This window comes from Breoghania sp. (assembly GCF_963674635.1).
Lineage (GTDB): Bacteria > Pseudomonadota > Alphaproteobacteria > Rhizobiales > Stappiaceae > Breoghania.
This window is the reverse complement of the sequence record NZ_OY771475.1, coordinates 868,174-894,916: the sequence shown is the minus strand read 5'-3', so window position 1 is coordinate 894,916 and position 26,743 is coordinate 868,174. Positions and strand designations below refer to the sequence as shown.

The window sequence follows — 26,743 nt, the reverse complement described above, 5'->3', positions numbered from 1 at the left end:
GACCGCTACTCTGCGGCCGACCGGTCGGCGACCGGCATGTCGGGGATGGTCTGCACACGCCAGAGCTCGCGCATGCTTGAGGCCTCCGACATCGGGTTGCGCCCGTGGAGTGTCAGGTAGTTCTCCACGATCACCATGTCACCGGCCTCCCACGGGTGCGCGTAGCAGACCTTCGGATCGTAGATGCGCCGGTTCATCTCCTCCACAAAGGCATCGCTGTCGGCCTGGCTCAGACCCTGAACTTCCTGCGAGAAGGTCTGGTATTCCGACTTGCTGCCCTCCTGATAGCGCAGGATGGGCTCGCCTGTTTCCGGATGGGCGTGAACCAGCGGATACGTGCGCGGATGACCGCCGAAATAGGTCATCTTGGTGTTGTAGGTGACATGGGTGTTGCGCCACGCCTCCACCGTTTCCGGCCCCACCTGGCGCAGGATTTCCCGCCCGTCGACAAGGGTCGTCTCGCCCTCCCCCTTCTTCGGCGGCGCCTTGCAATAGAGCATGAAGAGATCGGCGCAGAACCACTCGTCCTGCTTCACCCGATCATGGTCGAGCGGCAGCATGGAGAGATCCCAGTGGATCGGGGTCTTTTCCAGCGATTGCACGAAGCCTTTCGGCTTCTCCTCCGGCTGCACCACGTGAACGGGGCCGAAATGCCACTGGTAGATATCGCCGAAAGGCAGGCAGTAATCGACGAGATCCTCCCGCTCCTCGAAATGACAGCCGCGTACGCAGATGAAAGAGAAGAAATCTGAGAGGCTGCGCGTCAGGCGTGGCGTCAGCAGCTTCACCTTCTCCGGGGCATCAAGCTCCACCAGCAGCCCGAACTGCGGCGGCTTCACGATGGAGAGCTTGATGGCCGGATCAATGGCCGCATCGCTTTCCTGGTAAAGCCAGATCTGATCGCCCCGATAGACCGCAAGCGTGTGCTCGGCATCGATCCGCGCGTGATCGACGAAGCTGAAATGCCCATCGAGATGGCGGTACGGCACCTTGTGCCAGGGTGCGGAGACATGTGCAAGACCCGGCAGGAACCCGAAGGAGAATTTCGGCCCCGCATTGTCATATTGATGGACCGAGAGCCGCACGGCCTGCGGAAAGGCCCGCTCCACCCCCGCATTGAGGGCGAGACCGCGGATCATCATCTCGTAGGCCTTCTCCCGGATCTCCGCGAAATAGGCGTCTTCATCGAGATCGTCCGCCAGCTGCGGTCGCAGGTCGTTATAGAGAAAAGCGCACATGCGATCATGCGCGGCACTCAAGCCCTGATCGGCCTGCACCGCCGTCTTGAACGCCTCAAGGTCGGCATAAGGAAGCGCCGCCTGTTCAACGAGCGCCGTGCGCAGCTCTTGCGGCGAGCCGGAGTGACCCACCAGATCCGTAGCGGTGGACCAGCGGAAATACCGGCTCGGCCAGAGGGTGCGGACCGCATCGTTATAGGCCTGACGGTCCGCATCCGAGACGCCGATAATATCATTATAGGTCGTGCCGTCGGAAACGATGGTGAGCCGGACCCCGTGGCCGTAGACCGCATCGAGCGCCGCGCACATTTCCTCAAGCCGCCTGAGCGCCAGCACCTCGCCGAAATCGGGCTTGGGACCGCTCGTCTTGGCGTGGAAGTTCAAAGACTTGAAGGGAAAGCCGGGCAACACGAGTTCGATCGGCTCCCCCTTTTCGACAAAGGGCTGCAAGGTTGCGGCCAGCGCCGCCTTGCCGTCAGCATCGAACCGGTCGCCGTCCCCCTTCACCAGATAGGAGCCGATGACCGCGCATAGGGTGTCCGTGATCCTGGGCTGCTCGTTCATTTGGCCAACTCCTTCACGTGATGCTTCAGCTGGGCCTTGTAGTCGACCCAGATCGGGAACTCGGAGATGTCCCAGACATCGGCGATGAAAGCGTCCCATTCGGCCTGGCTCCAGCCGAGGTGATTGACGGCGAAACACCCGAAGATCGTCGTGACCCGATAATTGGCAGCGCAATGGATGAAGACGCGCTTGTCCTTCGCCATCAGCAAGGCGGCCTCCACGCGGTCATAGTCCTCAAGGGTCGGCGCCTTGAAGTCGATGGGAATGAGCTGATACTCCATGCCCAGCGATTTGACCGTCCGCTCCTCGTCCTCAAGGCTGTAGCGCGGATCCTGTGGGGCGATGTTCAGGACGAGATCGAACCCTTCCCTTGCAACTTCGCCAAGCTGCTCTTCGCTCGGTTGCCCGGCGGTCCAGTATTGCGAGGACACCATCCTCAAATTGAAAATGTCTTTAATCAACGTAATGACCCTCATTTTGAAAAGCGATTGATACTCAAAACGTTACGATGGATCCGCGCGTGCCAACGCACCCGCGGCGACAGGTCCGGATACGGTCAGGCTGAAATGCGCCCCCGGACCAAACTGCAATGATCGCGAAGAAACAGATCGAGAAATCTCATCTGCCGGAAACAGAGATCCGGCCCTGCGTCATCGATTTCCTGCGCAAGGCCGTATCCCCAGGTTACCCCTGCAGACACCATTCCCGCGGCCTGCGCGGTGCGGATATCGACATGGGTATCGCCCACAAAGAGGCACTTGCGGGCCTCCACCGCCATATCGCGCGCAATATGGCGGGCGGACATCGGATCGGGCTTTTTGGGAAACGCGCTTGAAAGCCCGATTGTGTGGCGGAAGGCGACACCGGGAAACAGATCCCGACAGATGATGTCCACCATCCACTGGTCCTTGTTGCTCAGGACGCTGATCGGGAGATCCAGTTCCTGGCAGGTGGCGAGGATTTCTTCAGCGCCCGCAAAGGGACGCGAAAGCGCGGTGAGGTTCTCCCCGTAACGCTGCACGTAGCGGTCCAGGAAGCTCTCAACGGGCTCCTCTATCCCGAGCAATTCGGAAATCCGCGCCACCATCGCGCCGGAGCCGCCGCCAATCCAGCGGCGGTAATCATCGGTGTCAAACTCGACCTCTCCCATCTCTCGCAAAAGCGAATTCATGGAAGCGGCGATGTCGTGAACCGTATCGACGAGGGTTCCGTCCAGATCGAACAGGACAGCCTGAATATCAAACATGATGAAATGCCGATCGCAGTATAAACAAATGAAAATGACAGATCAGAAATCGATGAAATGGCAGGGCCGCCCGTTGCGGAACATCAGCCGGCAGGCCCCCGCCTCCACGTCCGCGCGCCGTTCCAGATAGACCTGCCCATCCCGTTTGACGGCCACCGAATGCCAGGGTGTGCGCCAGATATCGAGACACGGCACCAGCTTGATCCCGAACTTGGTGCTGTCCGGTCCCTGCGGATGGATCGAAAGGCGCACCGCGCGCGGATAGCGTTTTGCCAGCAGCGCGCTCCACGCATTGGAGCGCTGGATGACCCGGTAAGCGGTCGCGCGCGCCTTTTTCTGGATGGCGGTGTTGGAGAGGTCGGCAAAGGCGGACATCCCCTTGTAATCCTCATAGAGGAACCGGGTAATGCCGCGATACATGGCATTCGCTGCCGGGTCCGCCTTGACCTCGGCAGAAAGCGCCTCAACAGGATCGCCGTATTCCTCCGTCAGCACCTCGCGCATCCGGTCGAGATCGGGCTGCGCGGGATAGGCGTCCTTCAGATCGAAATAGACGAACCGACCCGGGTACAACTCACCGCTCCAGCTCTCAAGCTCGTCGGTGTATTCGCACACATGGACATCGGGAATGTGGACCAGATCGGAAAAGACGTAGCCGTCGGAACACACATGCACCACGGCACCGGGCGCGTAGATCCGCCCAATGGCCTCACACATTTGCGACAGTTCCTGAAGCGCCAGCCGTTCGGCCAGATCCGGCAGATGGCTGAGTGTCTTGCGCCGATTTGGCGACTTTCCGGGAAAGGCGGGCAACACGAATGCGATGGGCTCGCCCCGCGCCACCATGCTGGCAATCTGGCCGACATGGTGAGCGATTGCCCTCTCGGACATGTCCTGATCAGGCGCAATCGGGTTCCGCCGTTCAAACAGTTCCGCGAAAATCCGATGTTCCGTTGTCTTGACCAGGTCCTTCTGAAATGACTGTCCGCACACGCCTTCTTCACGGCTGAAATAAGCCGGGCCAGCACGATTCATAATATGCTCCTGCAATCAGCAATTAAAATAAATGCAGTAAAATCTGTTCGTTAAAAATAACTTCCGTTAGGGTACCTACATCACAAACCGAAATCAATCCATTCGTTGCCAGACACGCCAGACAGCATGCACATATCGCGTCTATTCCGCATCGCTCGAAAGCGCATCCCGTCCGTCCACATATCCCACGTGCAGGTAGTCCTCGATCCTCACACCTTCCACGCATGAGATGTTGATCCCGAATTCATTGGGGTTCGAGCGGCGTTGATGGTGGGTATAGATGCCGCATTTCGAGCAGAAATAATGCTTCGCGGTATGTGTGTTAAACGTATAGAGCGAAAGGCATTCCGCGCCTTTTACAACTCTCAGATTTTCCAGATCAACCGAGGCAACGACCGCATTCCTGCGGCTGCAGAGCGAGCAGTTGCACCGTCTCAGCTTTTCAAGCCCATTGGGAAGCGTCAGTTCAATCTCGACGCTCCCACAATGACAGGTCATTCTTGTCGACTGCATACGCCCCCAACACACGCCCAATGCTCTGCCCTGAAAATCGGGCCTTTTCAAATTTCACAGCCCTACCGTTTCAGAGGATTTTCGCGCCGTATAGCCGCTCGACCTCTCTTGCGGATTCGATATCAATCCTGGATTCGAAATCGGTCCAATAGTCTTCATCAAGGTCATACTGTTTTTCTCGCCACACGAAGTAAGATGCGCTTTGAAGGGCGGAATTCACTGCGTCCAGAAGCGAACGCTCCTCCTGATCCGCAACGCCGACCCACTTGAACAACTCCATACAGCGGTCAACAGACGTGAATAGGTCACTGTAATTCACGAACTTGAAATTTTCGCACCTGTGCAGAGGCGCATCCCGCAGAAACTGATTGGTTATATTGAAGTCGTTGACGGCTGCGAAAGGACCTCTCCATGCAGGCCAGTTCCCTTTCCCCTTATCAACGCGCCCCTTATAACTTAACGCGATGTCTTTTATATTTCTGAAAATATGAACCACCTTGAGATTTTCACCTTGAAAATTCTCAAGCGTTTTATCAATGCAGTTGCTGAGAAACAGAGGTCTCTTGTCGCCGACATACCTTGCCGACTTGGATTTCTCCCAAATCTCTTTGTTGTATTTATAGTGCTGATGGGTCTCATTCAGGAATTGAGACACATGCTCCACGGACACCGACTGTGGAGAATAGGGCCACCACTGGGTCTTCAACTCCATATACATGGCAATGTCTTTCGACAGGTTGAGAAGCGCGCCCAAGGCCGATGTGCCGGAACGCGGAAGACCGCTGACAAAGAGATATCCATTTTCAGAAGCCGAAAAGCCGTCAAAAACGGACTCTATTGGCGGGATTCCCGTTTGATAAAACGCCCTCACCGCACTGCAGATGTTCAACTGGAAACTCAATTTCCGGACTTCTTCATAGAGCCGGTCAACCTTCCCTTCCAACTCCGCAATCTTCGCTTCCTTCTCACCCACCTGCATCTATTTCTCCAGCCCAGCCCCTATCGAGGATAACGCTCTCACAGCTTGAATATCTGGAACACCCCTGCCCAGATTTTACAAAAATGCAACCGAACAATCACATGACACGGCTGGCCATTACACGATGGCTACCGATCCGAATTTCATCACCCTGTTTTACCCACACGGCCCTCCAACAGATACTCACCCTTCCCTGAGGAGGTACCGTCGTGGGGTTTCACCGGTCATCTGCCGGAAGAACGCGATGAAGGCACTGTCGCTGGCAAATCCGAGTTCAGACGCCACAAGGGTGATCCTCAAGCCCGAGGCGAGCAGGTCCACGGCCCGCAAGAGGCGCCAGTTTTGCCGCCACACCTGGTAGGTCATGCCCGTCTCCCGACGAAAGATACGGGAAATCGTCCGCGCGGTTGCGCCGACCTGCTGTGACAGCGCCTCCAGTTCCGGTGGCAATTCCTCAATATCCAGCTGGGAGAGGCGCGGATCGGATGGAACCCGCAAGAGCATGGGCTCGTGCCGGGCCATGGCGAGTTCATCCAGACAGACCGCCAATAGATTGCCCGCAGCCCCCTGCGACCAGTCCGTCTCGAAGGGCTGGAAGCTGATACGCTCAAACACCTCCCGCAACAGAGGGCTCATCGCGACGATCGCGACTTCGCCAAAGGGTGAGGCAACACGCGTCTCGTCGAGATAGATCGAGCGGTAATCGACCTCGCTGCGGATCGTGACACGATGCGGCGTTCCCGATGGGATCCATGCCACCCGGATCGGCGGCAGGATCGAGGTCGCGTTGGGAAGATTGATCCGGATCGAACCGGCAACGGCGAAAAGAAGCTGACCGCGCCCATGCCCGTGCCAGCCGGAATCGTGTTGCACCAGCCGTGAAGCGATGCCAACGACGGGCTGCTCCAGCCGATCAACATCAAATTGGTCCGACGGATCCAACCAGGCCATAGGCGATCTCGAATGTCCGATTTCCAATATTTATTGTCATTATATTTGTAATCCACATAAAGCCAAATCGATAGGGTTCCGGAACCAAAACAGCATCCGGGTACTCACGTGTATCGTCGCCCCCCACTTGCGCTCGTCATTCTCCTTCTGAGTTTCCCGCAGATCGTGGAAACCATCTATAGCCCGGCCCTGCCGCTGATCGCCGCCACCTATCACACCACGCCCGAAGAGGCCGCACAAACGCTCTCCCTGTGGTTTGTCGCCTTCGCATTCGGCGTCGTTGGCTGGGGGCGGCTTTGCGACCTTGTCGGCCGCCGCCCTGCCCTGCTTGCCGGATTGGCGTTCTACGCCCTTGGCTCCGGCTGGGCGATGATGGCGGGAAATTTCGAACAGCTTCTGCTTGCCCGGCTCGTCTCGGCTTTCGGTGCGGCGGTTGGTTCAATCGTGACGCAGACGTCGCTGCGCGACAGCTATCGAGGCCCCGATCTTGCCCGTGTCTTCTCGCTTCTGGGGCAGGCCCTGGCTGTCAGCCCTGCCATCGGCATGTTTCTCGGCCAGAAGCTTGCCACCCATTCAGGCCCTGAAGGTGTATTCGCCGGGCTTGGCCTGTTCGCGCTGTCGCTTCTCGGCCTGAGCTTCATCTTCTGGCCCGAGACCCGGCCAAGCGACGTGCGCGCCCCATATTTTCTCTCCACGCTGCGCGACATGCTGCGGGATGCAGGCATCTGGATCAATGCAGTGCTGATCGCGGTCTTCAATCTCGCGATTTTCGGGTACTACCAGCTTGGCCCCTTTCTGTTCGAGCAGTTGGAGACACGCTGGCTTGATTTCGGCGAAAGCGGCCTCGCCCTGGCAGCCGCCTCGCTTGTCGGCGCATTCACCAATTCACTTCTGCTGCGGCGAGGCAGAAGCGCCAGACAATTGATCAAGCTTGGCGTTGTGCTGCTGGCCATCGGCGCCGGTCTCACAACCGCGCTATCCACCAGCCCGGCGTTGCTGAGCGGCATGACCGTCATCAGTCTGGCCTATGCCATTGCGATCCCGAATATCCTCGCCGGAGCCCTGAGAGACTACGCGGATCGGCTCGGCACCGCCGGTGCCATCCTCAGCATGATCTACTATGTGCTTCTCGGATTTGGATTGGTCATCGCGGGCCTGGGCCAGCGGCTGGATGTTCTTCTCATCGCCTGCAGCATGGTCACGGCGCTTACCCTCGTGATTGGGAGGCGAGCCCAGAATTGAGCAAACCCCGCCCACGCACAATCGTCCCTGTGAGCAATCCGCCCTTCAGCGCGGCGCTGCCCGCTGCGTGGCTCCAGGCCCGGCCCGTTGTGGTTTTCAAACAGAGAGACGAACAGTCCGACCCGGCTCACACCGATTGCCCTAAATCGACAAACAAGGAGAGGGTCCGTATCAATGGATGCGGACTCGCTCGCGACTTGGCGCAGGGGCCCGTTCGGCATCTTGCAATGGAAAGCTCCGTCACCCGGTATTCCGCGCTCCATTTTGCCGAAAATAGTGATCCTCAATCGTATTTTGTCGATGCACCCGCAGCCACAGGGCTGTTTTCTGGCCCTACCAATCAAGTTACGCGCATACTCACTTACGAAGTGGGGCACTATACTTTTATCACCCCAAATTCTATAGCATCGGAGCCGTTATTGCGGCCTGACGTAGTCCTTGTTTGCGTTTTTCAAACACGACGACGCTATCATAGAAACAAATTGAATCCGTCCGTCTTGTGAAGTCAGTCACCTGCACTGCTTCTCTTGAATGAACGGCATTTATTTCATCAATTTTCGCCTTTGCGAATTCAATAAAAGAGCCCGGCACACCCAATCCGCCCTCATACTCATCCCAATAACAAGTATGCGTGTCTTCAACGACATATACGCCGTTATCCGAAACTCTCGGATACAAAACCTCAAACGACTTCTTCATATGCCGCATCATGTGGCTACCATCATCCAACACGATGTCTATCTTGGGGTACTTTGCGCAGATAGAATTCAGAAGCCCTTCATCGTCCTGGCTTCCGATGAAAATCTCTATGTTTTCGCCTTCGTATTGCTTGCATTCCGGTTTAATATCTATCCCAATAATATTGGCACCTTCACCAAAATAATTCTGCCACATCTTCAACGAGCCGCCACCAGCAACGCCAATTTCAAGTATTGTGGGCTTCTTGTCGACAAAACGTGAAAAATGCCGCTCATAGATATCAAAATAGTGAAGCCACTTATGAAGCCTATACTCACCATTGTTCAGAAAATAACGGTGAAGGTGTCCGTCAGACATATGTTTCTCCAATTATCGTCCTGGGGCGCTTGTGACAGCATAAAGGCTGATTACGGCGTCTTATGACAAAACACAATCCAAATGAGCCATCTCAACAACCACCGGAAAACGATACGCAACGCCGTGTCGGCCTCTCCAGGGGGCTTACGCTCTGGACGGCAAAAGGCGTGAAGCAAGGGGGCGACTTCCGCCTGGCCTAGCGATCTCAATGAGGCGCCACACCTCTATCCGGCAACCCTTCGGCAAAGCCAACCGGACGAACAAGTCCCGCACCTATTCCCCGCAGATCACCCCACTGGCGTCAGGTTCCGTGTTCGCTTCGAAGACACCACGTTGTTTTCCCGTCCCCAAACCCAACCTGACAGAGGCCACAATCCGAGCCAAAAGCCTGTTGCCCGCCCCCATGAATTGCCTACAGCCTTCCAAGACGACAGGAAAAAGCAAGCCCCCCCCCCACGCACTCCCGGTCACCAACTCAGATACCGAGCTTTTTCTGTGGAGAGTTTTTCAATAGGATAAAATACTCAACAACCAAACCACTCACACCGCAAACGTGACACTGAACAAAACCGCCCGCTTTCGTTTAAACAATAAACTCTCAACCTCAGGTGATTTTAATAATATGGGGTACATCTCATATATTCCATTTCACACCCAACAATAACAATTAAAACCCCTACCTATCAACATACCTCAATATTCTTTTTTCGATTCCGGAATCCACATAATACTCTCTACCTGGATGAATATCCCACTCTTTACCGACAGCGTACTTATTTTTTGCGAATCCGTACTCAGAGTTTAGATCTTCATCATCATGAAGAATGAAATCTACTTGAGAAACAAATTCATTGAACATCTCCTCCATTACACTCTTATAAATAGATTTGTACTTCACATATACATTCGACTCGACGAACTCTTCGCCGAAGCGGAAGCGAGCCGTTCTTTCCGTCATATCTGGCGATGCAATGACAACTATATTTCTAAATATATCTAGCGAAACAAGCATGCGGAGATGAGCAACACGCACCCCCAACTGCCTCTTAAATAGTTCTCTTACCTCATTCTCATCTTTGATTTCGGTGGGAATATTGGGTGAGATGTCTGTCCCGAGACAGCCTTCATATCCGGCCATCAGAGGACCAAATGAACGTACGATCCAATCCCCCATCAAGCCATAGCCCACCAAAACAAGTGATTCACATTGATGGCCGTCAATATTTGTAAAACTCGGATGGGTGAAGTGAAACTTCTGGAATCGCTCTTCCTCTATTACGGAAAATGGCGCGTTCTTCAAAAAGTTCAAGGTAACAAATAGCCCACGACCGACAGTCTTTTCTGAGAGTGCGTTTCGCATATACCCCATATGCGAGTTTCCGAAAAAGAGTATATCTTTTACACTATCTGCCTTCTCAGGCGTTTTCGAAAACTGATCAAGTAGCGCATCTTCACAATCAACATCGCCGACTTCATCGCTGATAAATGCCCCCTCTCCTTTTTCCCGATCACTTGATTGCTCCGCCGCACCCTCATACGAGGCCTCAAATATACCCATCACCTTTTCAACGGCGCTTGGAGCAACGCTTCTTAGATTATCCTCGTAGTTCTGTCTGACATCTTGCGGACATGTGACGATTTCAAACGCCGGAAAATAGTCGACGAATTCGAACTCCCTTGCGAAATAGTCAGCTGCAGCACGGAGTATCGACTTCGACGCGACCGATGAAACAAGAACATGCCGGTTCTCAGCCGTCGCAGTGAGCGGGACTGGCGACACGGTCAGCAACAAGCGAAAGCCTTTTCCACCCCTTGCGCTTTTCACTTCTTCAATCAACGAATTGAGATCGCCAACTATCTGTTCGTAACCAAAATTTACAAAACGATACCTATCCTTACTGAATACGCCTCCAAGAACACCTGGAACAACGGGCAAGACACTTCCGCATTGAATGCACTCCCATGCTTCCGTGAGCCCCAATGTAAACACCAAGACATCAAGTTCCTGAATAGCGCTTCTTACTGCCTTCAGATGACGGTCTCTGCTTTCAAACAACTCATTTTCTGTTCTAAAGGGATGGGAGAGTGAATTTGGGCGTATTGGGTCGATATATCCCCCGCTCACCTCCCAGGAGACCTCACTTCTCTTAAAATCTCCTGCCGCTTCCCTAACAAGCTGAAGCGCCTGCCTTACAGTATAAATATTCCCATAGTTCGCACTAAAATTCTTATTCTTTGTACCCTCTTCAACGTCAAAATAAGGTACATTATATCCCAAGCTCTTGAGCTTCCTGCCAACATGCTGCGCGAAACAACTTCCCATTGTGACTATGCAATCGTCTTTATTTAATTTCCATTTCGGAGTATGAATGCTCTGCAGTCCTTGCGGATCAACCACTCCACTTCTCCAAAACGCAGACTTAGGCATAATCTTATAAGGGTTCATAGAGCTTTCCACCGTTGTCAGGCGAACCTTTCAGGATAGTACTTTCGTAGATTGGCTATTTGCGCAAGAACCTGCCTTCGATTGCAGCGGACGCGTTAAATCACCTCTCCGGATACTCGGCGAGTCCGTCACATCGAGGGCATTGCTGGCAAATACATAACTCGTTTTTTTCGTGATTTTGATTCACCCAATCTACGACACTATGCGCAATGAGACCCCGCGCCCATACTACTGTGTGGAAAAATTGGGCATGACCTTGGGCGCCATTCGAACGGGGCCATTTCCGATACCCATTTCGGGTCGAAACCTCTTGTAGAATTGATGATCAAAACGCCATCGCCCCGCCATTGATCCAACCAAGTGATAGTCGCCTGCTGCGGGGTGATGGCTTGACCGAGAGAGTTTGCGCAAACGAAATCGACGCCTCGCTTCCACTCCTCTTGCAGATCGCGGAAATCCTAGCGCATTCGGCTTTCATCAGAGACTGCTTTTTCCCAGATGTCAGTAGCGATGGTCTTGATCCTACTCCTAATTCTATTGAGAGAATTCTGGATTTCTGATCAACGCCCCTCACTCCCCCCCCAATCGCCCCCGGGGGTTTGGAGGTGATGTCGTAGGTGCAGCGGTTGATGCCCGGAACCTCGTTGATGATCCGCGTCGCGGCCTCGCCAAGGAACGCATTCACCGGAAGGACACGCCCCCGCGGATACACGTACCGTCCGCAAGGGGCCGCGCCTGTGGTGCGCGCCCTTGCCTGCCATACCGGTAGGACCGGATGCCCCTACATCAGGCCGTTGATGAGAATTGCCAGGATAGCGACCGGGGCGATGAAGCGCAGGATGAAGATCCATAGCGTCAGAAGGATGCCGGGATGCTCGCCGTCCACAGTCACCTCGTTGGCGGCCCGCGGTCCCATCACCCAGCCGACGAAGATCGCCACCATCAGGCCGGAGATCGGCAGCATGATGTTGGCGGTCAGGAAGTCGAGGAGATCGAGGAACGCCATGCCGAAAAGCTTGTAGTCGGCCCAGATCCCTTGCGACAACGAAGACGGAACGCCGAGCAGGAAGATGACCATGCCGATGCCGATGGTCGCCTGCACCCGGCCGAAGCCGCGGTCGCACAACACCGCAACGAGCGGCTCCAAAAGCGAGACGGATGAGGTCAGCGCTGCGATCAGGAGCAGCACGAAAAATGCGGGCCCAAAGATCAGTCCGCCGGGCATTGCCTGGAACACTGTCGGCAATGTGATGAAGGTCAGCGCGGGACCGGCCTCGGGATCGAGGCCAAAGGCGAAGACCGCAGGCAGGATGGCGAGACCGGACAGCACCGCGACCATCGTATCGAGGGAAACGATGTACCACGCAGAGCGGCCGATGCGCGTTCCGGAGTCGAGGTAGGAACCATAGGTCAGCATGGCCGCCATGCCGATGGACAGCGAGAAAAAGGCCTGGCCGAGGGCGGCCATGAAAATGGTGCCGTCGATCTTTGAAAAGTCCGGCGACAGGAAGAACCGGAGCCCCTTTTCGGCACCCGACAGGGTCACCGAGCGTACCACGAGGGCGAGCAGGATGAGGAACAGGACGGGCATCAGGATCTTGCTGACCCGTTCGATACCGGAGGCCACGCCCTTCAGAACCACAAAGACTGTCAGGACGACGAACAGGGCCTGATAAAGCAACGGCTGCCAGGGGTTGGAGATGAAGCCGACGAAGGAATCGCCGACCGCGCCGATGTCGAGACCGCTAAAGGCACCGTTGGCCGACTTGATCACATAGGCGATCGTCCAGCCGGCGATGACCGAATAAAACGACAGGATCAGGAAAGCGATGGTAAGGCCGAGAGCGCCGACGACGGTCCAGCCCTTGTGGCCGAGCGCCTTGAAGGCTGAAAGGGCATCGGTCTGACCGGCCCGGCCGAGGGCGACCTCGGCAAGCAGCACGGACAGCCCAATCGTGAAGACGATCCCCAGATAGAGCAGAAGGAAAGCGGCCCCGCCGTTCTCGCCGGTAATATAGGGAAACTTCCAGATATTGCCGAGACCGACGGCCGAGCCGGCAGCGGCCAGGATGAAGCCGAAGCGGGAGTGCCATTTTTCTCTCGGAGCGTCCATGAATCGATCCTGTCGGGTTAACGCATACCGACCGTCCATCGCATGGCCGGCACGAATGCTCTCGTGTGAATGAGTGCCAGTACAGGGAAAGACGGACTGTCACCTCTCCGGCTCGGGCTGGCGACCCCTAGAAAAACGGTTTGGGATCGAAAGTCGATGATCGAGAACAAAAAAGTTCTCTGTTTCCACTTTTTAAGGGCGATTTTCGCAAGATTATATCGATTATAAAACAGCTGGGAGGTCAATCACCGATTGTGCCCATCGAAGCTGCCGCACATCTTCTTGAGATGTGCGCGCGGATCGCGTCCTGCGAGACAGAAATGGAGCAGGCCAGCCTCATCGAAGGGAAAGACGGAACGCGGCAACTGGGCGACGGAGAAAACCATCACCCAAACTGCGCCATTGTCGCCGCCTTAATCCCTCACTCCCACTCAATCGTTCCCGGGGGCTTGGAGGTGATGTCGTAGGTGCAGCGGTTGATGCCCGGAACCTCGTTGATGATCCGCGTCGCGGTCTCACCGAGGAACTCGTGGCTGAAGGGATAGTAATCCGCCGTCATGCCATCGACCGAGGTCACCGCGCGCAACGCGCAGGCATAATCGTAGGTGCGGCCATCGCCCATCACGCCCACGGTGCGCACGGGCAGGATCGCCACGAAAGCCTGCCAGATTTCATCATACAGGCCGTGCTTGCGGATCTGGTCGATATAGACCGCATCCGCATGGCGCAGGATATCCAGCTTCTCGCGCGTGATCTCGCCAGGGCAACGGATCGCAAGGCCCGGTCCGGGGAACGGATGACGCCCGATGAAATGATCCGGCAGCCCCAGTTCGCGGCCAAGGGCACGAACCTCGTCCTTGAAAAGCTCGCGAAGTGGCTCCACCAGCTTCAGGCCCATCTTTTCCGGCAGGCCGCCCACATTGTGGTGCGACTTGATCGTCACCGACGGACCGCCGGAGAAGGAAACGCTCTCGATCACGTCCGGATAAAGCGTGCCCTGCGCCAGGAATTCCGCGCCCTCGATCTCGCTCGCATACTTCTGGAACACGTCGATGAAAAGCTTGCCGATGGTCTTGCGCTTCACTTCCGGGTCCGACACGCCCTCCAGCGCGCCAAGGAACAGGTCCTGCTCCTCAGCGTGGATCAGCGGCATGTTGTAGTGGTCGCGGAACATGGTCACGACCTCTTCCGCCTCGTTGAGACGCAGAAGCCCGTGATCCACGAAAACGCAGGTGAGCTGGTCGCCGATGGCCTCGTGAATGAGGACGGCGGCAACGGAACTGTCCACGCCGCCGGAAAGCCCACAGATCACCTTCTTGTCGCCCACCTGCTCGCGAATGCGGGCAATGGCCTCGGAGCGATAGTGCCCCATCGTCCAGTCGCGCTTGCAACCGGCGATCTCGATGAAGTTCTCGTAAAGCGTCTTGCCGTGCGGGGTGTGGTGCACCTCCGGGTGGAACTGCACCGCATAGAAGTGACGCTTCACATCGGCGGTGATGGCAAACGGCGCATTGGGCGAGGTACCATAGACCTCAAAGCCCGGTGCGATCTCGCTCACATGGTCGCCGTGGCTCATCCAGACCTGCTCGCGGCCTTCCCCAAACCAGCCTTTCAGAAGATCCAGCTTGGCGTTCTTTGCCTCCACATAGGCACGGCCGAATTCGGCTGTCTTGTGCCCGCGCTCCACCTTGCCGCCAAGCATCTGCATCATCGCCTGCTGGCCGTAGCAGATGCCGAGAACCGGAACCCCAATCTCGAATACGCTCTCCGGCGGCATCGGCGCGCCTTCGGAAAAGACCGAGGCCGGGCCTCCGGACAGGATCACCGCCTTGGGCTTGTAGTCGGCCAGGAAGGCATCGGTCACATTCTGGAAGGGATGGATCTCACAGTAAACGTTCAGCTCGCGCAGACGACGCGCAATGAGCTGGGTGACCTGAGAGCCGAAATCGACGATGAGAATGCTGTCGTTCATGCGCGGCTTGTCCATTCGGAAAAGGCACCCGGGAACCGGATGCCGGATCAAGATGTCGGCCCGGCGGTCAAGCCGGACCAGTCGTCATGCGTTGCGCACCATGACGGCGACGAAGAAGCCGTCCGTGCCGGTGGAAGCCGGGGTCATGGTGATGGTGTTCATGTCAGCGGACCAGGGATGCGGCGTGTCGAAGCCGAACGTGTCCTGCCAGACCTCGCCGACAGACACCAGTTCGAACGCCTCATTCGCCTCGCAAAAGGCATAGACCTGCTGCTCGTTCTCTTCCGCCAGTACCGAGCAGGTCGCGTAGACGAGGCAGCCGCCGGGCTTCACGAAGGCCGAGGCCAGGCCCAGAGCTTCCTCCTGCTCCGCGATCCGGTCCTCAAGAGCGGCTTCCGAAAGCCGCCATTTCGCATCCGGGCGACGGCGCCACACGCCGGTGCCCGTACAGGGCGCATCGACCAGCACCCGGTCCATGCGGCCCACGAGATCGTCAAGCGCACCTTCTGCGGGCTGGCGCACCTGAATGTTGCGCGCCCCCGCACGCGCAATGCGCTCATGAATGGGCGCAAGGCGCAGCTTGTCGCTGTCATAGGCGTAGATCTGGCCCTTGTTCCCCATGGCTGCCGCCAGCGCCAGCGTCTTGCCGCCGCCGCCTGCGCAGAAATCGAGAACCTGTTCGCCGGGCTGGGCGAAAACGAGCAGCGCCGCAATCTGGCTGGCTTCGTCCTGAAGCTCGAACCAGCCCTTGCGATAGCCTTCCTCAGCCTGCACGTGCGGCATGCGGGCCGCACCCGGCTTTGCCTTCAGACGCACGCCGGTCGGCGCGGTTGCAGTTGCCTCCGCCCCGAGGGAAGCGAGACGCTTCAGCACCTTTTCGCGGGTCGCCTTCAGCGTGTTGACGCGCAGATCGATGGGCGCGCGCTGGGCCAACGCAATGCCCTCGGCCACCGCTTCGTCATCGAAATTGGCCGAGAAGGAAGGCCACAGCCATTCCGGCACGTCGGCCTTCACCCAGTCCGGTGCGCCGTCGAGGGAATTGGCGGCAAGCGCCGCCTTTTCCTTGTCGGTCAGGGGCGCGGGCGCATGTCGGTCGGCTGCGATCGCGGCCTCGATGGAGGCAACGTCGTGCCCCCATTCCAGACCGTAGACACCGAGCACGAGGTCGCGTGCGTTGTCGGATCCCATCCGCCAACCGAGCGAGGAACGCTTGCGCAGGACGTCAAAGACCAGATTGCCGATCACCGTGCGGTCACCGGACCCGGCGAACCTGTGGTTCGCGCCCCAGTCCTTCAACGCTTCCTGCACCGGGCGGCGCCGGTTTTCGATATCCTCGATTACCTCAATTGCCGCCGAGAGGCGGCCGCCGTCCTTCATGTTCTCACCCTTTTCGCACCAAGTGCGCTCAACCTCAAAACACGCAGCCTTGCCTGATAAAACCCTTGCGTCAAATATGCGAGGGGTAGTTCGGGCTTTCCCGCGTGATCGTCACATCATGCGCATGGCTCTCGCGCAAGGATGCGGACGTGATACGGACAAAGCGGGCCTTTTCCTGAAAGTCCGCAATCGTCTTTGCGCCCGTATACCCCATTGAGGCGCGCAGTCCACCAGCGAGTTGGTGCAACACACTGGAAAGCGCGCCCTTGTAGGGAACCTGCCCCTCGATGCCTTCCGGCACGAGCTTCAAAGTGTCGCGAACCTCCGCCTGGAAATAGCGGTCCGCGGAACCGCGCGCCATTGCGCCGACCGAGCCCATGCCGCGATAGGCCTTGTAGGAGCGGCCCTGGTGCAGATAGACCTCGCCGGGGCTTTCATCCGTACCGGCAAGCAGAGAGCCGATCATGGCGCAGGAGGCGCCGGCGGCCAGCGCCTTGGCCAGATCGCCGGAGAACTTGATGCCGCCATCGGCAACGATCGGCACATCCGCTTTGCCCGCGACTTCGACCGCTTCAAGAATGGCCGATAGCTGGGGCATGCCGACACCGGCGACAATGCGCGTGGTGCAGATGGAGCCTGGCCCGATGCCGACCTTCACGGCGTCCGCACCCGCATCGATCAGCGCCTGGGTCGCATCAGCGGTACATACGTTGCCGGCGAGAACCTGAACCGAATTGGTGAGCTTCTTGACCTTGGTCACCGTTTCCAGAACGCGCTGGGAGTGGCCATGGGCGGTATCCACCACCAGCAGGTCGACGCCCGCCTCGATCAGGCGCTCGGCACGGGCAAAGCCCTCGTCGCCCACGCTCGTCGCCGCAGCGACCAGCAGGCGTCCCTGCGCATCCTTGGTGGCATTGGGGTTCAGGTGCGCCTTTTCAATGTCCTTCACCGTCACAAGGCCGATACATTCGCCCTCGTCATTGACCACCAGAAGCTTCTCGATGCGGTGCTGATGCAGCAGGCGCTTGGCTTCTTCTTGGCAGACGGTCTCTCGAACCGTGATGAGCCCCTCGCGGGTCATCAGTTCATAGATTTTCTGCCCCGGATTGGAGGCGAAACGCACGTCGCGATTAGTGAGAATGCCCACGAGACGCCCGACATGCTGTCCGCCCGTTCCACCGTTCTCGACGACAGGAATGCCGGAGATATTGTGGTAGGACATCAGGTCCAGCGCATCTTTCAGCGTGGCATCCGGACCGATGACGACCGGGTTCACAACCATGCCGGATTCGAACTTCTTGACCTGTCGAACCTCTTCGGCCTGCTGCTCCTGGGTCAGGTTCTTGTGAATGACGCCGATGCCGCCGGACTGGGCCATGGCGATGGCCAGCTTCGATTCCGTGACCGTGTCCATCGCGGAGGAGAGGATCGGGAGGTTCAGCTCGATCGAGCGCGTGACGCGTGAGCGAAGGTCGGTCTCGCCGGGCAGGACCTCCGAGTGCCCCGGCAAAAGCAGAACATCATCGAAGGTGAGGGCCTCGCGGCCGTTAGCGGGTTCGTAAAAGGCAGCCATGAGCCAAGTCCCCTTAAAATAAAAACGGATCCCATCGCCAGCCTTTGGGAGAAAGGCGGGCGGGCGACGAATCTCTGCGGTCCCGGAGGAGTTGGCGCGGGTCAATACCACGCAGATGGGACATTGGAAAGCGCATTTGCATCCACGCTGCCCTCACCCGCCTTCCGGGCACCGCACATTCTCCTCCGCGCGGCGAAGCGACGACGCTGCGAGACTCTGATATAAGCGGACTGCTGGAACGATTTTGCCGCTGCAATCGTTTCGAAGGTGACGCGACGTCGTCGAACAAGAACAAAAACCAGGATCCCATCCGTGACTTCCCGCCAACGCATCGTCGCGCTGACCGTGGCCTGCGCGCTGTTCATGCAAACCCTTGATTCAAGTGTGCTTGGCACGGCGCTGCCCGCCATTGGGCGCGATTTCGGGCTTGATCCGGTCCACCTGCATCTGGCGATGACCTCCTATCTCATCGCGCTCGCCGTCTTCATGCCGATGAGCGGCTGGATCGCCGACAATTTCGGAACGCGCAATGTCCTGCGCATCGCCATCGTGATCTTTGTGGCGGCATCGGTGGGGTGCGGCTATTCGTCTTCCATCGGCGAACTCGCCGTGATGCGGATCATTCAGGGCATGGGCGGCGCCATGATGGTGCCGGTCGCCCGGCTGGCGCTGTTGCGCGCGGTGCCTAAGGCGTCCCTCGTGCAAGCCATGACCTGGGTCTCGGTGCCTGCCCTGCTGGGCCCCGTGGTCGGTCCGCCGCTCGGCGGCTTTCTCGTCACCTATGCGAGCTGGCCGTGGATCTTCTGGATCAATGTCCCCATCGGGGTCATCGGCATCGTGCTGGCCTCCGTCTTTTTCGAGAATCTCAAAAACCCCGAAACCCCGAAATTCGACCGGATTGGCTTTGCCCTGTCCTCATGCGCGGTGGGCGGCATCCTGTTCGGGCTGGAGCTTGCGCCGCGTTCCGGCCTCACCGCCCTGTCCGGCTTCGGCCTGATTGCGCTGGGCCTGATAATGGCCGGCTTTTATGGCCTCCATGCGCGCCGCCATCCCGCCCCGATCCTTGATCTCACCCTGATGAGGGTTCAGACCTTCCGCGTCTCCATTCTGGCCGGGTCGCTGTTTCGCATCGGCATCGGCGCGATTCCCTTCCTGCTGCCGCTGATGCTTCAGCAGTCCTTCGGGCGCAGCGCCATCGCCTCCGGCATGATCACCTTTTCCGCCGCGGCTGGCGCCATCGCCATGAAACTGGCGACGACCCGCGCGCTCTCGACCTTCGGCTTCCGCAATACGCTTGTGTGGAATGCTGGCCTTGCGGGCGTTTCCATCGCCGTCATTGCGCTGTTCAAGGACAGCACGCCCGCGTGGGTGATGATCGCGTTCCTGTTTATCGGCGGCTTCTTTCGCTCGCTGCAATTCACCGCGCTCAACGCCATCGGCTTTTCCGATCTCGACGACAGGCAGATGAGCCGCGCCACCGGCTTTTCCGCCATGGTGCAGCAGCTCTCGCTTTCCATCGGCGTGACGGTTGCCGCCCTCACGCTTCAGTTTCTGCCGTATTTGCGCGGGGAAACGGGCGCGAGCGAGAGCGACTACTCCATCGCCTTTGTCATTGTCGGTGTGCTGGTGAGCCTGTCGGCGCTGGCCTTCATGCGGCTTGATGCCGATGCCGGCGAAAATGTTTCCGGCCATGCGGCCACGGTGGGCGGCGAAAACCGCCCGCCTTCAAGCCCGAGAACCTGACAGGGAGACGCGAAACCGTGCGCCGGAAACCCGGCCCTAGTGGTCCTTTTTGCCGCGGAAGCCCTTGGCGAGCACAAACAGCTCGGGGCTTTCCTTGCGGCTTGAGGGCGGCTTGATGTGGTGGACGGAGGTATATTCCTTCTTGAGCTCCGTCAGCAGCGTGTTTTCCGTCCCGCCCCGGAACACCTTGGACAGGAACACCCCGCCGGGCACCAGCACCTCGCGCGCGAAATCCGCCGCGACCTCGAAAAGATGCGTCGTGCGCAAATGGTCCGTCTGGCGATGGCCGGTCGTCGGGGCCGCCATATCGGACAGAACCAGATCGGCCTTGTGACCGCCCAAGGCGGCCTTCAGCTTGTCCGGCGCGTCGTCGTCCAGAAAGTCCTTTTTCAGGAAGATCACGCCGGGAATCTCGTCCATGTCGAGAAAATCGATCGCCACCACATGCGGATCCTCGTCCGTGGAGCCGACCTCCGCGGAAATGATCTGGCTCCAGCCGCCCGGAGCCGCCCCAAGGTCCACCACCCGCAGACCCGGCTTGATGAAATCGTGCTTCTCGTTGATCTCAAGCAGCTTGAACACCGCCCGGGAGCGATAGCCCTCCTGCTTGGCTCGCCGCACATAAGGGTCGTTCAACTGGCGCTGAAGCCACCGGGTTGAAGACGAACGCCGCCCACGCGCGGTCTTCACCCGCACATACATGCCGCGATCGCCGCTGCCCCTTTTCTTTTCGTCGCTCATTTCAGCTCCAAGTCACTCTCTGCGCCCGGCCCATCGCCCGTATCAAAGACCTATGATCGGTTCCGGCCGCTTTGGCGGCCCTTGCGGTCGGCGTGCATCAACTCCATCAGGATGCCTTCGCGCAAGCCCCTGTCGGCCACTCTCAGCCGCTCGCATGGCCAACGGCGGCGGATTGCCTCCAGAATGGCGCATCCCGCAAGCACAAGATCGGCACGATCCGCGCCGATACAAGGGTTGTCCACGCGCTCTTCATAAGGCATCGCCAGCAATCTGGCGATCATGGCCGATACATCATTGTCGGCAAGCCACGTCCCGTCGACACGGCGACGGTCGTAGCGCTCCAGCCCAAGATGCATGCCCGCGAGCGTGGTCACCGTGCCGGAGGTGCCGAGCATATGCACCCCACCGGCGGCAATCGCCTCACTCAGCATCGGCCCCATGGAAAACGAGGACAGGTGCGAGGTCACATCCTCCACCATCGCCTCGTAATTGTCCGTCCCGACCCGGGTTCCCCCGTGGCGCTCCGCCAGTGTGACCACGCCAAGCGGCAGCGACGTCCAATGCCGGATAAAGCGTGTAAGCGCAAGGCCGCGCGCGCCGCAGCGGTTGCGCAGATCGAGCCACACAAGCTCCGACGATCCACCGCCAATATCGAACAGGACGACCCCATCGGCTTCCGGCGCAACCAGCGAGGAACACCCCGCCACCGCAAGCCGCGCCTCCGTCTCGCGCGTCACGATCTCAAGCGCAAGCCCGGTTTCCTCCCGCACCCGCTCGATGAACAGCGGCCCGTTCTCGGCTCCCCGGCAGGCCTCCGTCGCAATCAGCCTTGCCCGCAGCGGACTGCCGCAATTGGCGAGCTTTTCGCCGCAAACCTTCAGCGCCTCGATCGCCCGCAACATGGCCGCTTCCGAGAGCCTGCGCGAAGACCCGATCCCCTCGCCCAGTCGCACGATCCGCGAATAGGCATCCACCACCCGGAAGGAGCGCCCCTCCGGCTTGGCCACGAGCAAGCGGCAATTGTTGGTTCCAAGATCAAGCGCGGCATAGAGCGTTCCGCGGTACCCACCCGCACGGGGGTTGCGCTCCGCCCGTGCGATACGCGTCTCCCCCGATGCCGCCGGACGCGCCGCAACGCCCCCCGCCCCGCGCGGGCCGTGCATGTTGCGCTTGTCGGGCTGAGAGGGCCGCCTGTCGGAAGGTGCGCCCGGCTTGTCGCCACGACGCCCCCTGTTCTCATTCCCCGAACGCCCGGTATTCGCGGCACGATTTCCCTCCGCGCGATCCGCCTCGGACCCCGCCTTGGGTGCGCCCTTGCCGCCACGCCCAGGACGCCCGCGCCCGCGTCGACCGTTTCCCTTTGCATCGCCGCCCGGACCACCGGTCTCGCGACCTCGGGCCTCAGGTCCGCCCTGCGCCTCGTTTGAAAACGGGCCGCGGTCGTGGGGGCCTGCCCGCACGTTGTCCTGAGGGGTCTCCGCCGTATTGGATTTGCCGGATCGCCCTTCAGGCGTCATCTCGGGCAAGGCGCCCGGCTGCGCGCCCTGTTGTTTCGCCCGATCGGAGCGACGCCGGTTACGACGCCGCTTCTTTTTCTGCTCACGCTCCCCGCCTGGCGAACACGGTGCAGAAATCGGCGCCGTTCCCGGAACGCGCGCAGCCTTTTCGCTGCCGCTCGAAACGGGGGCGTCGAGTTCCACATTACGGCCCGCATTGCGGGCCCTTGCGCGCTTGCGGCGTTTCGCCAGCTTTTGCGCTTTTTCCGTTTTCGTTTTGGCGGGGGGCTGGTGGAAGGCTCCACCATCTCCCGAATCGCTCAAGGTATCGAACCTTCTCGGTCGCACGGCGCATCCTGAAACAGTGCGGCAGCGTCGACCTACAGTTGCTTGGTTGACCGCAAGTTTATCACCTCCCCGCTCTCCCGCAACCGCCAACAAGCTCCCGTACAACCCGAATCCTGCGCCCCCGCCCCAACGGAAATGATTAGGCGTCGAATGTTCCCGCATCGCTGCAATCCCGCCTGGGCACGTGAACAGCCATCATCGCGCTCCCCGACGGCACGTTCGCACGTGTTTTGCGCCCTCCGCGTGCGCAACCGGCCTCCCTTGGAAAGCGGCCCGTCGGGCCGAGCCGCCAGCCCCTGAGCTGCGGCCACAAATGTATGAGGTCACAAGAAAGCCCCCCTCCCGGTTCAAAGACTTGGAAACGAGACCGCCTGTGTCCCCCCATTCGCAGCCCTCAGTGCTCCGAATCCCTGCCTTCGGTCCAAGCAGCTGCCGAGCGGATTCGCCCCCGCGCATCCTTTGGCCAGAATTGACGGCTTGAAATGAGCCCTGCCTGCTCCAAAATAGCGAAATGGACGCAGCGTCTGGGAGGGTTCCGGGTTTTCGTCCACAAGCCTGTCGAAAACCGACAGGGGGGTGGGTTGATTTTCCCGGATCACCACGCTACAAGGCAGCCCGTTCACGGGGGTTCGCCTCCGGAACATCGGCCTCTCGGCCACCAGCTGCAAATTGCGGATGGCGAATGGAAGATCTCTTCCTCCACCGCAGGCAGTCACTGGGGAATAGGTTAACGGTAGACCCGCGGACTCTGACTCCGTTAGTCCTGGTTCGAATCCAGGTTCCCCAGCCAACTCTTTCCAACACATTGATATCATTGGACGATTCGGGCGAGTATTCCCGATCATCTGCTCAATCGACCGACTGATGCCCAGGACTGGTCCCCATCGGGTGCCGTCCGAACTTTCGGTAATATTGGGCAATGGCTCGATATCACGCAGTCCCCAACTTCCAGCGCCGCGGCAACATCTGGTATTGGCGCCCTCGCCTGCCTCGGCATATTTCGCAGGCCGACCTTAACCGGAAGCTGTCACTCAGTTGAGCCAGTCCGGTCCTGACCGGTGTGATGTGCCTCAGATCGCCGGACCTGCGTCTTTCATCACCAATCCCCCGATTGCTCTATCGCCGCGATGACGTCCCCCTCTCTCAAGTCCAGTAGCCGGTTGTGAACAACGAATTTTAGCGCAGGCGCTCCTTCGGGCAGGATCAGAATGACAACCTGCTGCGGCGGACAATTCGCCTGACCGCAGGCCAGTTCGTTCACGGAGACGACGATGTCGTCTCCGAGGCCAAGGGCCGCACGTGTCCATGCCTTGATTTCGGCGATGCGGGAAGAAAATGAGGCGGGGCGGGATGGCCGCGCCAGCGGGTTGAAAAAGCTGTTCATGTGCCGGAAGCCTTCTTGCGGCCCTTGCGCAGAGCGCTGAAGCGCTCGCGGATCGGTTCGACGGGCAGCCGCTGCCCGATGATCACGACCCGGCTGCGCACGTCGGCGTCGGGCCAGCAGTCAAGCCGGAAGGTCGCGTAGAGCCGGTGCTGGACTGCATGGGTGACGAGAGGGCGGGATGGATCATCGGCCGGTGCGAAGAACCCTTTCAGTCGAAGCAGTCCGCAGAACCGCGAGCTTGTCATGAAGCGGAGGAAGCGGTCGACGTCCCGCGGGTCCAGCGGCTCGTCGTGAAAGAGCGACAGGGCGGAGATCTCGGCCCCGCGGCGATCGGGATCATGGGGATGATCGTGTCGGCCACCAGGCTCGAGACGTTCCATGGCGAGCCAGCCGGATACATCCTCCGGGCGATCCCCGGGTGCGTAGGTGCATGGCTCGAAAAGCGTAACGGGATTGAACCCCGGCGCATTGCGGTCGAGGGTCTTTGCGCCCGGATTTGCCTCTGCCAGGCACGCGGCCCAGTCAGTTCCCGGCGTACGGTCGGTCTTGGTGATCGCGCGCCCCGAAACGGCGCAACCATCTCAGCCGATCTCGGCACCACTCCAACGAACTGAGGGTTCCCGCTGAGCGAGCGCAAGCGTCGTTGGATGAAGTCGTCCTGTCTGTCGCGTTTATTCGCTTCGGTCCGGCACATGATGGCTGGCCGATAATCAGAGAATGGGTTTCTGCGCCCCAGTCGGTTCACAACAAATCCCGACCGCCTTGACAGCCAGAAGGCTCCGCCCTTAATGAAATGCAACGTTATAACATTACATATCGGAGACGGGGCCATGCTTCAAGCCGGATCGAACGACAAGCGCCTGCCCGTGACGGTGCTCTCAGGCTTCCTGGGGGCGGGCAAGACGACGCTGCTCAACCATGTCCTCAACAACCGCGACGGACGCCGGGTGGCGGTCATCGTCAACGACATGAGCGAGGTCAACATCGACGCCGATCTGGTGCGCGAGGAAACGGCGCTCAACCGCGCCGAGGAAAAGCTCGTCGAGATGACCAACGGCTGCATCTGCTGCACACTGCGCGACGACCTGCTGGTGGAAGTGCGGCGGCTGGCGGAGGAAGGCCGTTTCGACTACCTGCTGATCGAAAGCACAGGCGTGTCGGAACCGCTGCCTGTGGCCGCGACCTTCGAATTCCGCGACGAGGAGGGCCAGAGTCTCTCGGACATCTCGCGGCTCGATGCGATGGTCACGGTCGTCGACACGATCCACCTGCTGCGCGACTACGGATCGGCCGATTTCCTCGCAGACCGGGGCGAGACCAACGGGGCCGACGACAACCGCACCCTCGTCGACCTGCTCGTCGAGCAGATCGAGTTCGCAGACATCATCGTCCTGAACAAGGTGTCCGATGCTCCCCCCGCGCAACTGGAAGCCGCGCGTTCGATCATCCATGCGCTCAACCCGGACGCGAAGCTGATCGAGACCGACTACGGCAAGGTCTCCTCCGACGATCTCTTCGATACCGGCCTGTTCGATTTCGACCGGGCGCACGAGCACCCGATGTGGTTCAAGGAGCTCTACGGTTTCGCCGACCATGTGCCGGAGGACGTCGAATACGGCGTGACGAGCTTCGTGTGGCGGGCGCGTCGGCCGCTGGTCCCGGAGCGGTTCAACGAATTCCTGCAAACCCCGCTTCCGGGCGTCATCCGCGCCAAGGGGCATTTCTGGCTGGCGACGCGGGCCCCTTGGGTCGGCGAGTTCAGCCTGGCGGGCGCGCAGGCGACGACGAAGCCGCTCGGTCTGTGGTGGGCGGCCGTGCCACAGTCGCACTGGCCGGACGACTCCCAGATACGGGATCGGGTCATCGGGCTTTTCGATCCGGTCTATGGCGACCGGCGTCAGGAGATCGTGTTCATCGGCATGCTCGGCGAGATGAAGCGCGACCGGATCTGCGCGATGCTCGATCGTTGCCTTGTGGACGAGGATGACGCCGACCGCTTCGAGCCGAATATGTACAGGCACCTCTCCGATCCCTTCCCGCAATGGGGCCGCAACGAGGAGGTCGCCTGATGGACGCATGCGTCTCCCCCGGCATGGTTGCCCGCACGATCCACGAAGGCGGATCGTCGGACATTCTCGACAAAATCCACTCTCCCGGGTGCGCCGCCGCTATCTGGCAGCGCCGCCTCGCGCCGGAACTCCAGGAGCGGCTCGACACCATCGAGCCGCAATTCCTGCCCGAGGCGCGGATCGAACTGGAGGCTGACCGGGTTGCCGAGGCACTGGATGTGGTTTTCGGTGGATGCGGGCTCACGCGCAGCGATGCCTTGCGGACGATGCTGACAGCCGATGTCGTCGGCATCGCTCGCCTGTTCGCAAGGATCGTGGGAACGACGTCTCTGCGTCTTCGACTTGACGTGGTCGACGACAACGCCTGCACCAAGTTTCACCAGGATAACGTTCCGGTCCGCCTGCTGTGCTCCTACCGCGGCCGCGGTACCGAATATGGGCTGTGCAGACAGGGCGAAATCCCTTCGACCATCCACGAGATGGCGAGGGGCGCAGTCGCCCTGTTTCGTGGACAGTTGTGGCCTTCGTCCGAGACGATAGGCCTCGCGCACAGGTCTCCGCAGATCCTGGGGCTTGGCGAGACGAGATTGATGCTTGTGATCGACCCGCTCGGGGAAATCGCGTCGAAGAGGATGTGAGGCACCTGTCTCGGGCGAG

Annotated in this window: 22 protein-coding genes, 1 tRNA gene and 1 pseudogene; 5 read left to right on the top strand and 19 right to left on the bottom strand. The window is 59.3% G+C overall.

Translation table 11 applies throughout. The features are described from left to right. Positions 1-5: 5 nt before the first annotated feature. The 7 genes from ABGM93_RS03980 to ABGM93_RS03950 form a co-directional block, all read right to left on the bottom strand. Positions 6-1,802: an L-tyrosine/L-tryptophan isonitrile synthase family protein gene (locus ABGM93_RS03980; protein WP_321503710.1), complete on the bottom strand. Its 1,797-nt coding sequence runs from the start codon at positions 1,800-1,802 to the stop codon at positions 6-8. Further along, positions 1,799-2,263: a protein tyrosine phosphatase family protein gene (locus ABGM93_RS03975; RefSeq protein WP_319773587.1), complete on the bottom strand. Its 465-nt coding sequence runs from the start codon at positions 2,261-2,263 to the stop codon at positions 1,799-1,801. Before ABGM93_RS03975 ends, ABGM93_RS03980 begins: the two co-directional genes overlap by 4 nt. 95 nt (positions 2,264-2,358) lie before the next feature. Next, the gene (locus tag ABGM93_RS03970) at positions 2,359-3,048 is read right to left on the bottom strand and encodes an HAD family hydrolase (RefSeq protein WP_321503708.1); all 690 of its coding nucleotides are present in this window, start codon (positions 3,046-3,048) and stop codon (positions 2,359-2,361) included. Positions 3,049-3,090: 42 nt separating this feature from the next. Next, on the bottom strand, positions 3,091-3,939 hold the full coding sequence (locus ABGM93_RS03965) for an isocyanide synthase family protein (RefSeq protein WP_321503706.1): 849 nt from the start codon (positions 3,937-3,939) through the stop codon (positions 3,091-3,093). A gap of 285 nt (positions 3,940-4,224) precedes the next feature. Next, the gene (locus tag ABGM93_RS03960; RefSeq protein ID WP_321503705.1) at positions 4,225-4,581 is read right to left on the bottom strand and encodes a GFA family protein; all 357 of its coding nucleotides are present in this window, start codon (positions 4,579-4,581) and stop codon (positions 4,225-4,227) included. Between the two features lie 85 nt (positions 4,582-4,666). Continuing rightward, positions 4,667-5,575, bottom strand: coding sequence for a sulfotransferase domain-containing protein (locus tag ABGM93_RS03955; RefSeq protein WP_321503703.1), 909 nt, complete (start codon positions 5,573-5,575; stop codon positions 4,667-4,669). 183 nt (positions 5,576-5,758) lie between these two features. Further along, positions 5,759-6,526, bottom strand: coding sequence for a helix-turn-helix transcriptional regulator (locus ABGM93_RS03950; RefSeq protein WP_321503701.1), 768 nt, complete (start codon positions 6,524-6,526; stop codon positions 5,759-5,761). 108 nt (positions 6,527-6,634) lie between these two features. Between ABGM93_RS03950 and ABGM93_RS03945 the strand changes: the two genes are divergently transcribed. After that, positions 6,635-7,768, top strand: coding sequence for an MFS transporter (locus tag ABGM93_RS03945; RefSeq protein WP_321503699.1), 1,134 nt, complete (start codon positions 6,635-6,637; stop codon positions 7,766-7,768). 399 nt (positions 7,769-8,167) lie between these two features. Here the strand turns inward: ABGM93_RS03945 and ABGM93_RS03940 are convergent, their stop codons facing one another. The 8 genes and pseudogenes from ABGM93_RS03940 to guaB form a co-directional block, all read right to left on the bottom strand. After that, the gene (locus tag ABGM93_RS03940; RefSeq protein WP_321503696.1) at positions 8,168-8,824 is read right to left on the bottom strand and encodes a class I SAM-dependent methyltransferase; all 657 of its coding nucleotides are present in this window, start codon (positions 8,822-8,824) and stop codon (positions 8,168-8,170) included. Between the two features lie 676 nt (positions 8,825-9,500). Then, a complete protein-coding gene (locus ABGM93_RS03935; RefSeq protein ID WP_321503695.1) occupies positions 9,501-11,222 on the bottom strand; it encodes a GSCFA domain-containing protein in 1,722 nt (573 codons plus the stop codon). Between the two features lie 631 nt (positions 11,223-11,853). Next, a pseudogene (locus ABGM93_RS03930) lies at positions 11,854-11,949 on the bottom strand (hypothetical protein); the annotation flags it as partial. 102 nt (positions 11,950-12,051) lie between these two features. Then, positions 12,052-13,383, bottom strand: a complete 1,332-nt coding sequence (locus ABGM93_RS03925) for a sodium-dependent transporter (RefSeq protein WP_321503694.1) — start codon at positions 13,381-13,383, stop codon at positions 12,052-12,054. Between the two features lie 245 nt (positions 13,384-13,628). Then, positions 13,629-13,769, bottom strand: coding sequence for a hypothetical protein (locus ABGM93_RS03920; RefSeq protein WP_321503692.1), 141 nt, complete (start codon positions 13,767-13,769; stop codon positions 13,629-13,631). 35 nt (positions 13,770-13,804) lie between these two features. After that, entirely contained in the window at positions 13,805-15,355 is a 1,551-nt protein-coding gene (gene guaA, locus ABGM93_RS03915) for a glutamine-hydrolyzing GMP synthase (protein ID WP_321503690.1), read from the bottom strand. 84 nt (positions 15,356-15,439) lie between these two features. Further along, complete coding sequence (locus ABGM93_RS03910; protein ID WP_321503689.1) at positions 15,440-16,732, bottom strand: RsmB/NOP family class I SAM-dependent RNA methyltransferase; 1,293 nt, start codon at positions 16,730-16,732, stop codon at positions 15,440-15,442. Positions 16,733-16,802: 70 nt separating this feature from the next. Further along, positions 16,803-18,305: an IMP dehydrogenase gene (guaB, locus tag ABGM93_RS03905; RefSeq protein WP_321503687.1), complete on the bottom strand. Its 1,503-nt coding sequence runs from the start codon at positions 18,303-18,305 to the stop codon at positions 16,803-16,805. Positions 18,306-18,617: 312 nt separating this feature from the next. Here guaB and ABGM93_RS03900 point away from each other — a divergent pair, with 312 nt between their 5' ends. After that, a complete protein-coding gene (locus ABGM93_RS03900; RefSeq protein WP_321503685.1) occupies positions 18,618-20,048 on the top strand; it encodes an MFS transporter in 1,431 nt (476 codons plus the stop codon). 36 nt (positions 20,049-20,084) lie between these two features. Here the strand turns inward: ABGM93_RS03900 and ABGM93_RS03895 are convergent, their stop codons facing one another. Both ABGM93_RS03895 and ABGM93_RS03890 read right to left on the bottom strand, forming a co-directional pair. After that, positions 20,085-20,789, bottom strand: coding sequence for an RlmE family RNA methyltransferase (locus tag ABGM93_RS03895; RefSeq protein ID WP_321503683.1), 705 nt, complete (start codon positions 20,787-20,789; stop codon positions 20,085-20,087). Between the two features lie 50 nt (positions 20,790-20,839). After that, a complete protein-coding gene (locus ABGM93_RS03890) occupies positions 20,840-22,609 on the bottom strand; it encodes an exopolyphosphatase (RefSeq protein ID WP_321503681.1) in 1,770 nt (589 codons plus the stop codon). A gap of 740 nt (positions 22,610-23,349) precedes the next feature. On the opposite strand from ABGM93_RS03890, the gene ABGM93_RS03885 reads away from it, so the two are divergent. Then, positions 23,350-23,423: transfer RNA gene (locus ABGM93_RS03885), tRNA-Gln, on the top strand. A 306-nt stretch (positions 23,424-23,729) separates the two neighbouring features. Here the strand turns inward: ABGM93_RS03885 and ABGM93_RS03880 are convergent. Both ABGM93_RS03880 and ABGM93_RS03875 read right to left on the bottom strand, forming a co-directional pair. Next, positions 23,730-24,017 carry a hypothetical protein gene (locus ABGM93_RS03880; protein ID WP_321503679.1) on the bottom strand — a complete coding sequence of 96 codons (288 nt, stop codon included), beginning with the start codon at positions 24,015-24,017 and terminating at the stop codon, positions 23,730-23,732. Beyond that, complete coding sequence (locus tag ABGM93_RS03875; RefSeq protein ID WP_321503677.1) at positions 24,014-24,397, bottom strand: GTP-binding protein; 384 nt, start codon at positions 24,395-24,397, stop codon at positions 24,014-24,016. Before ABGM93_RS03875 ends, ABGM93_RS03880 begins: the two co-directional genes overlap by 4 nt. 450 nt (positions 24,398-24,847) lie before the next feature. On the opposite strand from ABGM93_RS03875, the gene ABGM93_RS03870 reads away from it, so the two are divergent. Next, positions 24,848-26,086 (top strand): GTP-binding protein, encoded by a 1,239-nt coding sequence (locus ABGM93_RS03870; protein ID WP_321503675.1) that lies wholly within the window; start codon positions 24,848-24,850, stop codon positions 26,084-26,086. After that, the gene (locus ABGM93_RS03865; RefSeq protein WP_321503673.1) at positions 26,086-26,724 is read left to right on the top strand and encodes a DUF1826 domain-containing protein; all 639 of its coding nucleotides are present in this window, start codon (positions 26,086-26,088) and stop codon (positions 26,722-26,724) included. Before ABGM93_RS03870 ends, ABGM93_RS03865 begins: the two co-directional genes overlap by 1 nt. Positions 26,725-26,743 lie beyond the last annotated feature (19 nt).

Coding starts and splice junctions, on each gene's coding strand:
- ABGM93_RS03940 (WP_321503696.1), bottom strand. CDS start 8,824: ATGTCTGACGGACACCTTCACCGTTATTTTCTGAACAATGGTGAGTAT.
- ABGM93_RS03925 (WP_321503694.1), bottom strand. CDS start 13,383: ATGGACGCTCCGAGAGAAAAATGGCACTCCCGCTTCGGCTTCATCCTG.
- guaA (WP_321503690.1), bottom strand. CDS start 15,355: ATGAACGACAGCATTCTCATCGTCGATTTCGGCTCTCAGGTCACCCAG.
- ABGM93_RS03910 (WP_321503689.1), bottom strand. CDS start 16,732: ATGAAGGACGGCGGCCGCCTCTCGGCGGCAATTGAGGTAATCGAGGAT.
- ABGM93_RS03965 (WP_321503706.1), bottom strand. CDS start 3,939: ATGTCCGAGAGGGCAATCGCTCACCATGTCGGCCAGATTGCCAGCATG.
- ABGM93_RS03865 (WP_321503673.1), top strand. CDS start 26,086: ATGGACGCATGCGTCTCCCCCGGCATGGTTGCCCGCACGATCCACGAA.
- guaB (WP_321503687.1), bottom strand. CDS start 18,305: ATGGCTGCCTTTTACGAACCCGCTAACGGCCGCGAGGCCCTCACCTTC.
- ABGM93_RS03950 (WP_321503701.1), bottom strand. CDS start 6,526: ATGGCCTGGTTGGATCCGTCGGACCAATTTGATGTTGATCGGCTGGAG.
- ABGM93_RS03880 (WP_321503679.1), bottom strand. CDS start 24,017: ATGAACAGCTTTTTCAACCCGCTGGCGCGGCCATCCCGCCCCGCCTCA.
- ABGM93_RS03955 (WP_321503703.1), bottom strand. CDS start 5,575: ATGCAGGTGGGTGAGAAGGAAGCGAAGATTGCGGAGTTGGAAGGGAAG.
- ABGM93_RS03875 (WP_321503677.1), bottom strand. CDS start 24,397: ATGGAACGTCTCGAGCCTGGTGGCCGACACGATCATCCCCATGATCCC.
- ABGM93_RS03970 (WP_321503708.1), bottom strand. CDS start 3,048: ATGTTTGATATTCAGGCTGTCCTGTTCGATCTGGACGGAACCCTCGTC.
- ABGM93_RS03895 (WP_321503683.1), bottom strand. CDS start 20,789: ATGAGCGACGAAAAGAAAAGGGGCAGCGGCGATCGCGGCATGTATGTG.
- ABGM93_RS03870 (WP_321503675.1), top strand. CDS start 24,848: ATGCTTCAAGCCGGATCGAACGACAAGCGCCTGCCCGTGACGGTGCTC.
- ABGM93_RS03980 (WP_321503710.1), bottom strand. CDS start 1,802: ATGAACGAGCAGCCCAGGATCACGGACACCCTATGCGCGGTCATCGGC.
- ABGM93_RS03920 (WP_321503692.1), bottom strand. CDS start 13,769: ATGGTTTTCTCCGTCGCCCAGTTGCCGCGTTCCGTCTTTCCCTTCGAT.
- ABGM93_RS03960 (WP_321503705.1), bottom strand. CDS start 4,581: ATGACCTGTCATTGTGGGAGCGTCGAGATTGAACTGACGCTTCCCAAT.